At 69.4% G+C, this 14,497-nt stretch carries 6 protein-coding genes and 1 pseudogene; 2 read left to right on the top strand and 5 right to left on the bottom strand.

Going from position 1 to position 14,497, the window contains the following annotated elements; all coding sequences use genetic code 11:
• Positions 1-278 precede the first annotated feature (278 nt).
• A complete protein-coding gene (locus ACZ4RZ_RS27305) occupies positions 279-4,106 on the top strand; it encodes a GH92 family glycosyl hydrolase (protein ID WP_467748429.1) in 3,828 nt (1,275 codons plus the stop codon).
• Between the two features lie 87 nt (positions 4,107-4,193).
• Here the strand turns inward: ACZ4RZ_RS27305 and ACZ4RZ_RS27300 are convergent, their stop codons facing one another.
• Both ACZ4RZ_RS27300 and ACZ4RZ_RS27295 read right to left on the bottom strand, forming a co-directional pair.
• The gene (locus tag ACZ4RZ_RS27300; RefSeq protein WP_467748428.1) at positions 4,194-7,469 is read right to left on the bottom strand and encodes a GH92 family glycosyl hydrolase; all 3,276 of its coding nucleotides are present in this window, start codon (positions 7,467-7,469) and stop codon (positions 4,194-4,196) included.
• Positions 7,470-7,836: 367 nt separating this feature from the next.
• Positions 7,837-8,445 (bottom strand): annotated as a pseudogene (locus ACZ4RZ_RS27295) (cellulose binding domain-containing protein); the annotation flags it as partial.
• A gap of 185 nt (positions 8,446-8,630) precedes the next feature.
• Here ACZ4RZ_RS27295 and ACZ4RZ_RS27290 point away from each other — a divergent pair.
• On the top strand, positions 8,631-9,104 hold the full coding sequence (locus ACZ4RZ_RS27290) for a hypothetical protein (protein WP_467748427.1): 474 nt from the start codon (positions 8,631-8,633) through the stop codon (positions 9,102-9,104).
• Positions 9,105-9,150: 46 nt separating this feature from the next.
• Here ACZ4RZ_RS27290 and ACZ4RZ_RS27285 read toward each other — a convergent pair whose 3' ends face one another.
• From ACZ4RZ_RS27285 to acnA, 3 genes are all read right to left on the bottom strand, one after another.
• On the bottom strand, positions 9,151-10,725 hold the full coding sequence (locus ACZ4RZ_RS27285; RefSeq protein WP_467748425.1) for a HAMP domain-containing sensor histidine kinase: 1,575 nt from the start codon (positions 10,723-10,725) through the stop codon (positions 9,151-9,153).
• Positions 10,726-10,877: 152 nt separating this feature from the next.
• Positions 10,878-11,603: a response regulator transcription factor gene (locus ACZ4RZ_RS27280; protein ID WP_467748423.1), complete on the bottom strand. Its 726-nt coding sequence runs from the start codon at positions 11,601-11,603 to the stop codon at positions 10,878-10,880.
• A gap of 166 nt (positions 11,604-11,769) precedes the next feature.
• The gene (gene acnA, locus ACZ4RZ_RS27275; protein WP_467748422.1) at positions 11,770-14,487 is read right to left on the bottom strand and encodes an aconitate hydratase AcnA; all 2,718 of its coding nucleotides are present in this window, start codon (positions 14,485-14,487) and stop codon (positions 11,770-11,772) included.
• Positions 14,488-14,497: the final 10 nt, after the last annotated feature.

Raw genomic sequence — 14,497 nt, 5'->3', positions numbered from 1 at the left:
TAGTCCACTTCCCGCCAACGGAGCAAGATCGAATGCAGGTTTGCCGGTGGGTCTTTTCCGAGTTGAGACCTCGCGGAAATATGGGGCGCCCGTGCACGGCTCCGGCGAAGATCGACAGGGGCCAACCTCCCGCATTGAACGCAATGCGCAGTTCGTCGCACGGCATTCACACCGGATGCCACACACAACACCCTTGACATCACTGACAACTTGACGCCCAAATGGTCCTTGCGCAGCGAATTTGACAACGTTGTCCAGCGCAGGGAGGGTGCTCGCCCATGCAGTACAGGGCTCGGTACAGACGGAGTTCTTCGGCTCGGCCCAGATGGGGTTCCTCAACGGTCATGGGGGTGGCAGCGCTTTCCCTGGTCGTCGCCTCGCAGGGCGCGGCCGTCGCCCTGCCCGCCCAAGCGGCGGCCACGGACCGCGAGTTCGCCTCCTCGTTCGAATCGGGTGATCCCGCTCCGGACTGGCTCAATACGGTCGATACAACACCAGACGGCACCAAGCGGTCGTCCGGCGTCGACGGCGGCTACAGCACCGGCATCCCCGGCAATGTCACCGACCACGTCACCGACGTCCGCGCCAGCGGCGAGAACACCGGCGCGGGCGAGGTGAAGGAGAACCTCGTCGACGGCGAGTCGAGCACCAAGTGGCTGACCTTCGAGCCCACCGGCTGGGCGGAGTTCGACCTGGACGCCCCGGCCAAGGTCGTTACGTACGCGCTTACTTCGGCCAACGACCACGACGAGCGCGACCCGCAGGACTGGACCCTCCAGGGCTCGACGGACGGCAAGGACTGGAAGACCCTCGACACCCGCTCAGGCGAGTCCTTCGGCGAGCGGTTCCAGACGAAGTCGTACGACATCGCGAGCCCCGCCGAGTACCAGCACTTCCGGCTCGATGTCACGAAGAACAACGGCGGCGACATCCTCCAGCTGGCCGACGTGCAGTTCTCGACGGGCCAGAGCGACGACCCGACGCCCAAGGACATGCTCTCGCTGGTGGACCGCGGTCCGAGCGGGTCGCCCACCGCGAAGGCCGGCGCGGGCTTCACGGGCAAGCGGGCGCTGCGCTACGCCGGTACGCACAAGCCGGACGGCAGGGCGTACTCGTACAACAAGGTCTTCGACGTGAACGTGGGCGTCGGGCGGGACACCGAGCTGTCGTACCGGATCTTCCCGTCCATGGCGGACGGCGACCGGGACTACGACGCCACGAACGTGGCGGTGGACCTGGTCTTCACCGACGGCAGCTACCTCAGTGACCTCCACGCGACGGACCAGCACGGCTTCGCGCTGACGCCGCAGGGGCAGGGCGCGTCCAAGGTGCTGTACGTCAATCAGTGGAACAACGTGGCCTCGCGGATCGGCTCGGTCGCGGCCGGCAAGACCGTGGACCGGATCCTGCTGGCGTACGACTCGCCGAAGGGGCCCGCCAAGTTCCGCGGCTGGCTGGACGACGTCTCGCTTCGTGTGCAGCAGCCCGAGAAGCCGAAGGCCCATCTGTCCGACTACGCGTCGACCATCCGCGGCACCAACTCCAGCGGTGGCTTCTCGCGCGGCAACAACTTCCCGGCGACGGCCGTCCCGCACGGCTTCAATTTCTGGACGCCGGTGACCAACGCGGGCTCGCTGAGCTGGCTCTATGACTACGCACGCGCAAACAACTCGGACAATCTGCCCACGATCCAGGCGTTCAGCGCGAGCCATGAGCCCAGCCCCTGGATGGGTGACCGGCAGACCTTCCAGGTGATGCCGTCGGCCGCGTCGGGCACCCCGGACACCGGCCGGGAGGCCCGCGAGCTCGCCTTCCGGCACGAGAACGAGACCGCGCGCCCCTACTACTACGGGGTGACCTTCGAGAACGGGCTCAAGGCGGAGATGGCGCCGACGGACCACGCGGCCTCGCTGAGGTTCACCTATCCCGGTGACGACGCGAGCGTGGTCTTCGACAACGTCACCGAGCAGGCGGGGCTGACGCTCGACAAGGAGAACGGGATCGTCACCGGGTATTCGGATGTGAAGTCCGGGCTGTCGACGGGGGCGACACGGCTCTTCGTGTACGGGGTGTTCGACGCGCCGGTGACGGACGGGAGCTCATCGGGGGTCAAGGGGTACCTGAAGTTCAAGGCCGGCGCCGACCACACCGTCACCCTGCGCCTCGCCACCTCGCTGATCAGCATCGACCAGGCCAAGGACAACCTCCGTCAGGAGATTCCCGACGGCACGCCCTTCGGCACGGTGAAGGACCGGGCGCAGAAGCAGTGGGACAAGCTGCTCGGCAAGGTCGAGGTCGAGGGCGCGACTCCGGACCAGCTGACGACGCTGTACTCCAGCATGTACCGGCTGTACCTGTACCCCAACTCCGGCTTCGAGAAGGTCGGTTCGAAGGACCAGTACGCGTCGCCGTTCTCGCCGATGCCGAGCCCGGACACCCCCACCCACACCGGCGCGAAGATCGTCGACGGCAAGGTGTACGTCAACAACGGCTTCTGGGACACCTATCGGACGACCTGGCCGGCGTACTCACTGCTGACGCCCAGCCAGGCGGGTGAGATGGTCGACGGGTTCGTGCAGCAGTACAAGGACGGCGGCTGGACCTCGCGCTGGTCCTCGCCGGGTTACGCGGACCTGATGACCGGCACCTCGTCGGACGTGGCGTTCGCGGACGCCTATGTGAAGGGTGTCGACTTCGACGCGGAATCGGCGTACGCCGCGGCCCTGAAGAACGCGACCGTCGTCCCGCCCGCATCGGGCGTGGGCCGCAAGGGCATGTCGACCTCCCCCTTCCTCGGCTACACCAGCACGGCCACGGGTGAGGGCCTGTCGTGGGCGATGGAGGGATACGTCAACGACTACGGCATCGCGGAGATGGGCCGGGCGCTCTACAAGAAGACGGGCAAGAAGCGCTACAAGGAGGAGTCGGACTACTTCCTCAACCGCGCCCAGGACTACGTGAACCTCTTCGACTCGAAGGCCGGCTTCTTCCAGGGCCGCGACGACAAGGGCGACTGGCGGGTCGATTCGTCGAAGTACGACCCGCGTGTGTGGGGCTACGACTACACCGAGACGAACGGCTGGGGCTACGCCTTCACCGCGCCGCAGGACTCCCGTGGACTCGCCAATCTGTACGGCGGCCGGAGCGGTTTGGCGGAGAAACTCGACGCGTACTTCGCGACGCCCGAGACGGCCTCGCCCGACTTCGTGGGCTCGTACGGCGGGGTCATCCATGAGATGACCGAGGCCCGTGACGTACGGATGGGCATGTACGGGCACTCCAACCAGGTGGCGCACCACGTCAATTACATGTATGACGCGGCGGGCCGGCCCTGGGAGACCCAGAAGAACGTCCGCGAGGTCCTCTCCCGCCTCTACACCGGCAGTGAGATCGGGCAGGGCTACCACGGCGACGAGGACAACGGCGAGCAGTCGGCCTGGTACCTCTTCTCCTCGCTCGGCTTCTACCCGCTGGTGATGGGCAGCGGCGAATACGCCATCGGCTCCCCGTTGTTCACCAAGGCGACGGTCCACCTGGAGAACGGCAAGGACCTGGTCGTCAAGGCGCCCAGGAACAGCGCGAAGAACGTGTACGTGCAGGGCCTGGAGGTCAACGGCAAGAAGTGGACGTCGACTTCACTCCCGCACTCGCTCATCTCGCGTGGTGGAGTACTGGAGTTCGACATGGGCGCCAAGCCGTCCTCCTGGGGCACCGGCAAGAACGCGGCGCCCGTGTCGATCACGCGGGACGACAAGGTGCCCTCGCCCCGCTCGGACGCCCTCAAGGGAGACGGCGCGCTCTTCGACAACACGTCGGCGACGGAGGCGGCCGTCACGTCCGTGGATCTGCCGATCTCCGCCGCCACCAAGGGAGTTCAGTACACCCTGACATGCTCGTCGGACCGCGCGTTGGCTCCGGCCGGCTGGGTCCTGCAGGGCTCGTCCGACGGCAGCCAGTGGACCGACCTCGACAAGCGCTCCGGCGAGTCCTTCACCTGGGACAAGCAGACCCGGGCGTTCACGGTCGCGGACCCGGGCTCGTACGCGCACTACCGCCTGGTCCTCGACGGCGAGGCGACGCTCGCGGAGGTGGAACTGCTCGCCTGACGCACATCCCCCCACGGGAGAGGGGCGGGCGCGGAGATCACTCCGCGCCCGCCCCGCGTTCATGTGGTGCGGCTCATCCGGTCCGGATCAGTTCACCGCGAGGGTGAAGACGTGCAGGTCCGCGTTGTCCGGCAGCTGCACGCTCTTGACGGTCCTGCCGGACGGGGCCTGGAAGGGCTTGGTGGCGAAGACGTAGGTCGTCACCGGGTCCTTGTCGGCGCCGGCGACGTTGCGGTACGCGGCCTTGGCGACGGTCTCGTTGCCGTACTGGACGGTGCCGCCTCCGCCGCCGACGGTCCAGTCGGTGAAGGAGAGGTCGATGGAGTCGGTGGTGCCGTCGGTGTAGGTGACGGTCGCCTTGGTCTGCTGGTTGCCGTTGACCGCGCTGCCGATGAAGGACAACTGCGTTGCCCCGTCGGCGAGTTCAATGGTCTGGCCGGTCGCCGAGGCGTTGTCGGGGCGGCCGGACGGGGAGTCGGGCCAGGTGAAGGTGAGGCCGTCCACGGTGCCCTGCTTTCCGGGTGTCAGGCCCGCGTCGGCGAGGGCCTGACGGGAGTAGCTCCAGCCGCCGCCGTCGTAGTCGGCCTCGTCGTGGTCGCCGGTGTCGTCCGAGACACCGGTGTTGTTGTACGCGGCGAGGAGGGAGCCGGGGGCCGCGACCGTGAGGGCCACCGGTTGCTCGTACGACGTGTCGGCCGATGTCACGGTGACCTTGACGTCGTAGAAGCCCTGCTTGGCGTCGTCGCCGGCCGCCAGGGTGATCTGCTGGGTGCCGTCGGTCACCGTGCCCTCAGCGGGTGTCGCCGTCACACCGTCCGGCGCGTCCACCCGGAAGCGCACCTCGGGCCCGGCGCCGCCGCTCAGGGCGAGGGCGCGGATGTCGAGCTTCGTGCTGCCGCCGGGCGCGAGCGTCGCCGTGGTCGGGCCCACGCCGATCTGGTACGGCTGCTCGCCCTCGCGGAAGGAGGGCGGGGCGGCGGCTTCGGAGCTGCCCCACTGCTCGTCGGGGGTGCCGCTCAGCGTGTAGTCGAGGGTGCCGCCGTCCCGGACGAAGGAGGCGGGCAGCCAAGGCCGGTCGCTGGTACGGTCGTTGACCTTCAGGGAGTGGATATACGGAGCGTCGGACGCCGCGCCGGCCGCCCAGATCTCGATGTCGTCACCGTGCGGGCGCTCGATCTCGATTCTCGGGAACAGCGGTGAGGACAGGGTGAGTTCGGCGCGTGAGGGCACCTGGGGATACATGCCGAGCGCGGAGAAGACATACCAGGACGACATCTCGCCGAGGTCGTCGTTGCCGGGGATACCGCCGGGCTGCGTCGACCACAGCTCGTTCATCGCCGCGCGGACGGTCTGCTGCGCCTTGTAGGGCGCGCCCACGTAGTCGTACAGGTAGGGCACGTTGATCGAGGGCTCGTTGTCCAGCTCGGACTTGTCGCCCTCGCTGCCCGTGAAGGCCCAGCTGCCGTCCGCGTTGTGGAAGAAGGCGTCCAGACGGTCGAGGGCCTTGTCACGGCCGCCCATCGCCGCGAAGAGGCCGGCCGGGTCGTGCTGCACCATCCAGGTGTACTGGGCCGCCGTACCTTCCACGAAGCCGTTGCCGGTGGCCGGGGTGAAGCCGGTGACCCAGCTGCCGTCCGCCTTGCGGTTGGCGATGTAGCCGCCGCTCTGGTCGGCCGCGATGTTGAAGTTGTTCTGCCACCACTGGGAGCGGCGGGCGAAGTCGGCGGCGGTCTTCTTCTCCCCTGCCGCCGAGGCCAGTTGGGAGATCGCGAAGTCCGCGCCCGACATCTCCAGGGTCTCGGCGGCGCCGCCCCAGGCGTTGGAGACGGACGGCATGTAGTGGTGGTCCAAGTACTTGTCGAGGGAGGGTCGTTGGCCCACGGAGAGGACCGGCTTGCCCGCCGAGGAGAGATCCTGCTCGGTCGGCACGGTCGCCGCCCGGACCAGGGAGTCGAGCGCGCCCCTCAGGTCGAAGTCCGTGCCGCCGAAGGCCCGGATACCGGCGAGCGCGGGCGCCGAGGGGTCGCCGTTCATGACGTGCGTGCCGCTCGCGCCGTGCAGCCAGCGGTCCCAGACTCCCCCGTTCTGCCGGGCGAGTTCGAGCAGCGACTGCGCGATGTCGGAGCCGGTGTCCGGGTCGAGAAGGGTGAGCAGCTGGACCTGGGAGCGGTAGACGTCCCAGCCGGAGAAGGTGCCGTACTGCGCCCGGTGGCCGCGGCCGACGACATGGACCTTGTCGTCTGGGCCTCTGTATCTGCGATCGGCGTCACTGATGACGTTCGGGTGCAGCAGGGCGTGGTAGAGCGCGGTGTAGAAGGTGGCGCGCCGGTCGTCGGTGCCGCCGCCGACCCGGATGGCACCGAGCCGGTCGCGCCAGGCGCGATGGGCGGCGTCCTGGACGGAGGCGAAGGAACGGGACGGCGGGTTCTCGGCGGCGAGGTTGGCCTCGGCGCCCGCCTGACTGACGTACGAGATACCGACCTTGACGTTCACGGGATCGGCCCCGGGCTCGAACTCCACATAGCCGCCGGCGCCCTTGCCCGCGACAGGCCGGCCGCCCTGCCCGAATCCGCCGGTGCCGCCGCCGGCCTCGGTGGTTCCCGGGCTCAGCTTGTCGTCCTGCCAGGTGCCGGTCGCCTTGAAGTCACGGTCGAAGTGTGCGGTGAAGTAGAGGGTGTAGTAGGCGCGTTGGCCCTCCGGGTCGAGGTAGCCACAGAAGTTCCCCGAGGTGACGGAGCCGGAGACCGTGCGGGTCGCCGGATCGATCTTCACGGACGAATCCGTCGACCCGACCTCGGAGTTGGCGGTACGGATCAGCAGGGAGGCGGGTTTGTCGGCGGGGAAGGTGAAGCGGCCCGAGCCCGTGCGCGCGGTGGCCGTCAGGTCGGCGGTGACGCCCGAGGCGAGGCCCACCTTGTAGTGACCGGGCTCGGCGGTCTCGTCGGTGTGCGCGAAGTCGGCCGCAAACACGGCGTCCTTGGTGTCGCTCGCCGGGGAGGAGGTGACCTCACCGGCGTACGGGAAGAACGGGATGTCGCCGCTGCCGCCCGCGCATCCCGTGCCGGACATGTGGGTGAGGCTGAAGCCCCGGATGCGCGTCGCGTCGTACTGGTAACCACCTGGCGCGGCCGTGCGGGTGGCGTCCCCGCGGGTGTTCTCGGGGCTCCAGGAGAGCATGCCGAAGGGCACGACAGCGCCCGGGAAGACATTGCCGCCGTTCTTGGTACCGATGAGCGGATCGACGTACGCGGTGGGGTCCCGGACCAGATCGGGTGGAGCGGACGGGGGTGCTGCGAGCGCCGGGGTGGCGCCGCCGACCGTCAGAACGACGGCCAGCAGAACGGATGACGGACGGAAACGCATGACGCGGCCCCTCCTCCTTCGGACGGGTCGCGCACCACAGGTCGCACAAGCCGCAGGGACAGTAACGTGCGCCACGGGTACGGCGGAAGACCGCGTACGGCGCCGCCGACGCCGCCGACGTCCACCCCCATGGAGCAGTCCGTCCAGCGGTGTCGATCAACTGGCTTGACATCGTTGTCCGTTGAGGCGGTAGAGTCATGTACAGACCATTCGACAACGTTGTCGCACACCGCGATCGGCACAAGCCACCGCAGCACCCCCGAAAGCTACGCACCATCCCGGGCAGGGGCCTCCCCCGACCCCGCCCGGGCTCGCGGACCGGGTGAGTCCCGAACCACCCACCCGGTCCGCCCTGAGCAGTGCGGGTTCAACCCACCCGACACGGCAAAGTTGTTGACGGATCATCACCCGCCCCGGCGACGACGTACCCCAACGTCGTGCTTTCGCCCGGATCCAGCGCCCCGTTCCAGTCGGCGCTGTGCACCATCACGTCCTGGCCGTCGTACGTCGCGTTGCCGCCCCACAGGCCGGCGACCGACTGTCCGCTCGGCAGCGACCGGTCGACCATCCAGCCGAGCATCGGGACGTCGCCGGTGTTGGTGACGGTCACCTCGGACTGGTAGCCGCCGGACCAGCTGTTGGTCGTACGACGGGTCGCGGAGCACGCGCCGGGTGGCGGCTCGGTCGGATTGCCCGGGTCGTGGATGCCCGTCACTTCGCCGTTGCCGCCGTCGAAGACGACGTCGGAGCAGGAGTAGAAGGTCTCCGCGCTGCCCGAGCGCTGCCACGCCATGTAGGTGATGTGGCGGCCCGACTTGTTCGCCGGGAGCCTGCCGCTCCAGGAGAGTGTGTCAGGTGCATGGCAGACACCCCTTCGCTGGTTGGCCATGAGGAACGCGTACGTGGGATGGGGGCGACTCCGGGGGCGGGTTCCGGTCCACCGAGGTGGGAGCGCTCCCACCTCGGTGGGGAAGTCAGCGCGCACCGGAACCCCTGTAAACGCCCGGCGCGGCAAGCAATCCGGACACACGAAGGCGGCGCGAGGGGCGTAGGAGGCCTGCGCGATGCCGGCGGGCCGGGCTCTCCGGAACCCCGCGCGCGCCCATCCCCTCTTCCATCTGTGAGAACCACATGAATGCGGGCAAGGGAAAAGGCGGGCTGGTGCGCAGCTCCGAAACGGCTGGTGACGACGAGAGCGGGGCCGGTCCGGGCCCGGGTGCCGAGCGCGTTTCGAGTGCCGGTCGCGGCCGCAGTGCCGACCGCGGGCCCAGTGCCGACTGTGGCACGAGCGCCGTTGACGGTACGAGCACCGTTCGCAGCCTGTGGGCGCCCGCGCTGGCCAATCTCCTGATCGGGCTGGTCGCGATCGTCCCGGGCCTGTGCCTGCGGTGGCTGCTGACCAAGTACCCGTCGGTCGACTGCGGGGGCGGCATCGGCTGCGACAAGGAGACCCCCGACAACGCGCTCGGCATGATCACCGGCGCCGTGCTGGGCTGCGGGTTCGTCCTTGGAATGGTGCTGGTGGTGGACATCCTGATGCCTCGCCAGGAGGGTCATCCCGTGGGCCCTTGGCTCGGCATGGCGCTGCTGATCCCCGCCCCGTTCGTGATCGGACAGACCCTGGGCTGGGTCTAGGTCGGGCTCCGGGGGCTTGACCGACCTCCGTCCGTGGGGCGGGGGTTCAGGCTGACGCCGGGGCTGCGGTTGGGGCCGCGGTTGGGGTAGGTGTTGAGGTTGAGCCTGCCGCCGTCGTGCCGACGCCTGTGGCCGTGTCCGCCGTCGTCGCACCACCGCGCGCGGCCGTGTCCGTCGTCGTCGTAGCACCGCCCGTGGTCGCGCCCACCGCTGTCGTCGTCGTGCCCGCCGTCGTCGCCGGGCCGGCCGGTGGCAGTTCGATGGTGAACTCCGTGCGGCCCGGGGCGCTTTCCACGTGGATGGTGCCGTGGTGGGCCGCCGTGATCGCCGCGGCGATGGCGAGACCGAGGCCGGAGCCGCCGTCCTTGGGGGACATCCGGGAGCGGGACGCGTCGGCGCGGGTGAAGCGCTCGAAGACCCTGGGGAGCAGTGCGGGCGGGATGCCGGGGCCGTCGTCGCGTATGCGGATGACGCAACGCGTGTCCGTGGCCTCGACCGAGGCGGTCACCGTGGTGCCAACAGGTGTGTGCACACGGGCGTTGGCCAACAGGTTGGCCACCACTTGCTGCAGCCGGGCCTCATCACCGACGACGAGGGCCGGGGTGTCGAGCAGCAGCGTCAACTGCCAGTTGTGGCCCTCCGCCGCGGCCCGCGCGTCCCACACCGCCTCCGCGACGAGCGCCGCGACGTCCACCTCGGCGGACTCCAGTGGCCGCCCCTCGTCGAGCCGGGCGAGCAGCAGCAGATCCTCGACCAGGCCCGTCATCCGGGCCGACTCGGCGGAGACGCGTCGCCAGGCCAGCGTCGCCTCGATCTTCTCGGTGCCACGGTTCATCAGTTCCGCGTAGCCCGCGATGGACGCGAGGGGCGTACGGAGTTCATGGCTGGCGTCGGCGAGGAAGCGGCGCATGCGTTCCTCGCTGCGGCGCATTTCCTCCTCGCCGCGCTGGCGTTCCGCGAGCGAGAACTCGACGTGGTCGATCATGCGGTTGAGGGCGGCGCCCACCTGGCCCGCCTCGCTGCGGGGGTCGGTGTCCCGGTCAGGGACCCGGGTCAGCCCGGTGACCTCGCCGTGCCCCAGCGGCGAGCGGGAGACCTCGACGGCCGTGGCGGCGACCCGCCCGAGCGGGCGCAGTTGACGCCGGATGACGACGGCGCAGACGCACGCGGCGGCGGTGAGCCCGGCGACCGCCACCGCAGCCTCGACCATGACCAGGCCCCGGATCATGTCCTGTACGTCGTCCATGGGGAGGGCGGTGAGGACGGGCCGTCCGCCGCCGTCGAGGGCGGTGACCCGGTAGGTGCCCAGGCTGGGGAGGGTCCGGGTGTGCAGCGAGCCGTCGGCCTTGATCCCGTCGAGGGCGACGCGCTGGGCGCCGGTGAGGGCCTCCAGTCCGCCGGCGCCGGTCACGACCTGGGCGGAGAGGATGTGCCCGTGGTCGTCGAGCCGGGCGGCGACGGTACCGGCGGCCTGCCCCTGCTCGTTGAGAAACGCCAGGTCCGTGTCGACGTCCGGCCCGACCTGGACGCCGCCCTGGCTGCGCTCGGCGGCGTCGGTGACCCGCTGGTCGAGGTTGCCGAGCAGATAGGCGCGTTGGGCGAAGACGGTGGTGAGGGCCATGGCCGCGCAGACGACGACCAGCGCCGCGCTGATGAAGACGAGGAGCCGCGTCCGCAGGGACCGCCCGCGCAGCCGGGCCCGCGGCGAACGCCCGCGCAGTCGGTCCCGTATAACCCGTATACCCCGTACGGCCCGTACGGTCCGCACCCCGGTCATCTCCCCGCCTCCGGCGGCCTGATGGCGTATCCCACCCCGCGCACCGTGTGGATCATGGGCGTCCGCCCCTTGTCGATCTTCCGGCGCAGGCAGGAGATGTACACCTCGACCAGGTTCCCGCCGCCGTCGAAGGAGCTGCTCCACACGTGGTCCAGGATCTGGGCCTTGCTCAGCACCTGGCGCGGATGACTGAGCAGCAGGCTGAGCAGGTCGAACTCCTTGGCCGTGAGCTGGACGGGCGTACCGTCGCGGTGCACCTCGCGGGTCTCCGCGTCCAGCACAAGATCGCCGAGCACGAGCGCGGCCCCGTCGGGCCGCGCCTCGGCGGCACCGGCCCGGCGCAGCAGCCCGCGCAGCCGCAGCACGACCTCCTCCAGGGAGAAGGGTTTCGTCACGTAGTCGCCGGCGCCGGCGACCAGCCCGTCCAGGCGGTGTTCCAGCGCGTCCCGGGCGGTGAGCATGAGAACCGGCAGCTTGGGATTCTCGTACCGCAGCCGCCGCAGCACCTGGAGTCCGTCCAGGTCGGGCAGCATCCCGTCGAGCACCACGGCGTGCGGGGCGCGGCCGCGGGCGAGACGCAGCGCGCTCTCCCCGTCGGCCGCCGGACAGGGCCGCCACCCCGCCTCGGTGACGGCGACGGACAACAGCTCCGTGAGCCCCGGCTCGTCATCGACGATCAGCACACGGACGCGGCCGCCACGGACCCCAGAAGTGCCAGACATGCAGCAATCGTGTCCCGGTCCACTGAGGGAACCCTGTGTTCCACCTGAGCCCTGCCGATGTCCTGAGCGGCACGGCACACGGCGAACGGCGCAGGGCCGCACCCCCGCCATCGGGGATGCGGCCCTCAACTGCCCTGCCGGACCGCCTGCTTGCGGTCCGGACCGCCTAGTTGCGGATCAGGTTGCGCAGCACGTACTGCATGATGCCGCCGTTGCGGTAGTAGTCCGCCTCGCCGGGGGTGTCGATGCGGACGACCGCGTCGAACTCGACGCCCGTGTCGGTGGTGACCTTCACCGTGCGCGGGGTGGTGCCGTTGTTCAGCTCCTCGACGCCGGTGAAGGAGAAGGTCTCCTCGCCGGTGAGACCGAGGGACTCGGCGGAGGCGCCCTCCGGGAACTGGAGCGGCAGGACGCCCATGCCGATGAGGTTCGAGCGGTGGATGCGCTCGTACGACTCGGCGATGACGGCCTTGACGCCGAGGAGCGCGGTGCCCTTGGCCGCCCAGTCGCGGGACGAGCCGGAGCCGTACTCCTTGCCGGCCAGGACGACCAGCGGGATGCCCTGCTCGATGTAGTTGCGCGAGGCGTCGTAGATGAAGGAGACCGGAGCACCCTCGACAGTGAAGTCGCGGGTGTAGCCGCCCTCGGTGCCCGGCGCGATCTGGTTGCGCAGGCGGATGTTGGCGAACGTACCGCGGATCATGACCTCGTGGTTGCCACGGCGAGAGCCGTAGGAGTTGAAGTCACGACGCTCGACACCGTGCTCGGTGAGGTACTTGCCCGCCGGGGTGTCGGCCTTGATCGCACCGGCCGGGGAGATGTGGTCGGTGGTGACCGAGTCGCCCAGCTTGGCCAGGACGCGGGCGCCGGCGATGTCGGAGACCGGGGTGGTCTCCATCGTCATGCCCTCGAAGTACGGGGGCTTGCGCACGTAGGTGGACTGCGGGTCCCACTCGAAGGTGTTGCCGGTCGGGATCGGCAGCGCCTGCCACTGGGCGTCGCCCGCGAAGACGTCCTGGTAGGACTTGTTGAACATGTCCTCGCCGATGGCGTTCGCCACGACGTCGTTGACCTCGGCCTCGGAGGGCCAGATGTCGGAAAGGTAGACCGGCTTGCCCTCGGTGTCGGTGCCGAGCGCGTCGCGCGTGATGTCCACCTTCATGGAGCCCGCAAGGGCGTACGCGACGACCAGCGGCGGGGAGGCCAGGTAGTTCATCTTGACGTCGGGGTTGATCCGGCCCTCGAAGTTCCGGTTGCCGGAGAGGACCGAGGTGACCGCGAGGTCGTGATCGTTGACGGCCTTGGAGACCTCCTCCGGCAGCGGGCCGGAGTTGCCGATGCAGGTGGTGCAGCCGTAGCCGACGAGGTTGAAGCCGACCTTGTCGAGGTACGGGGTCAGACCCGCCTTGTCGAAGTAGTCGGTGACGACCTTGGAGCCCGGGGCGAGGGTGGTCTTGACCCACGGCTTGCGGGTCAGGCCCTTCTCCACGGCCTTCTTCGCGACGAGCGCGGCGGCGACCATGACGTACGGGTTCGAGGTGTTGGTGCAGGAGGTGATGGCCGCGACCGTCACCGCTCCGTGGTCGATCGTGTAGGTCGAGCCGTCGGGGGCCGTGACCTGGACCGGGTTCGACGGGGCGCCGTTGGGGTGGATCGCCGGGGAGTCGGAGGCCGGGAAGGACTCCTGGCCCGCCTCGTCCACGCTGTCCACGTAGTTGCGGACGTCCTGCTTGAACTGCTCGGCGGCGTTCGCCAGGACGATGCGGTCCTGCGGGCGCTTCGGGCCGGCGATCGACGGGACGACCGTGGAGAGGTCGAGCTCCAGCTTCTCGGAGAAGTCGGGCTCGGCGGCCGGGTCGAGCCAGAGGCCCTGCTCCTTGGCGTACGCCTCGACGAGCGCGAGCTGCTGCTCGGAGCGGCCCGTCAGCTTCAGGTACTTGATGGTCTCGGCGTCGATCGGGAAGATCGCGGCGGTGGAACCGAACTCCGGCGACATGTTGCCGATGGTGGCGCGGTTCGCGAGGGAGGTGGCGGCGACGCCCTCGCCGTAGAACTCGACGAACTTGCCGACGACGCCGTGCTTGCGCAGCATCTCGGTGATCGTGAGCACGAGGTCCGTGGCGGTGGTGCCGGGCGTGAGCTCACCGGTGAGCTTGAAGCCGACGACGCGCGGGATGAGCATCGAGACCGGCTGGCCGAGCATCGCGGCCTCGGCCTCGATGCCGCCTACGCCCCAGCCGAGGACACCCAGGCCGTTGACCATCGTGGTGTGCGAGTCGGTGCCGACCAGGGTGTCGGGGTACGCCTGTCCGTTGCGGACCATGATCGTACGGGCCAGGTGCTCGATGTTGACCTGGTGGACGATGCCGGTGCCTGGCGGGACGACCTTGAACTCGTCGAAGGCGGTCTGGCCCCAGCGCAGGAACTGGTAGCGCTCCTTGTTGCGGCCGTACTCCAGCTCGACGTTCTGCGCGAACGCCTCGTTGGTGCCGAACTTGTCGGCGATGACGGAGTGGTCGATGACCAGCTCGGCCGGGGCCAGCGGGTTGATCTTCGCCGGGTCGCCGCCGAGCGCCTTGACGGCCTCGCGCATGGTGGCGAGGTCGACGACACAGGGCACGCCGGTGAAGTCCTGCATGATCACACGGGCGGGCGTGAACTGGATCTCCTGCGACGGCCGGGCCTGGGAGTCCCAGGAGCCGAGCGCGCGGATGTGGTCGGCGGTGATGTTCGCGCCGTCCTCGGTGCGGAGCAGGTTCTCCAGCAGCACCTTCAGGCTGTACGGAAGGCGAGCCGAGCCTTCCACCTTGTCCAGCCGGAAGATCTCGTACGACTCGTCGCCCACCTGCAGCGTGCTGCGGGCGTCGAAGCTGTTCGCCGACACGACAGTCTCC

Source organism: Streptomyces sp. NPDC027189, from assembly GCF_055566975.1.
Note: the sequence above shows the minus strand (reverse complement) of the source record. Positions and strands in the feature narration are given on the sequence as shown.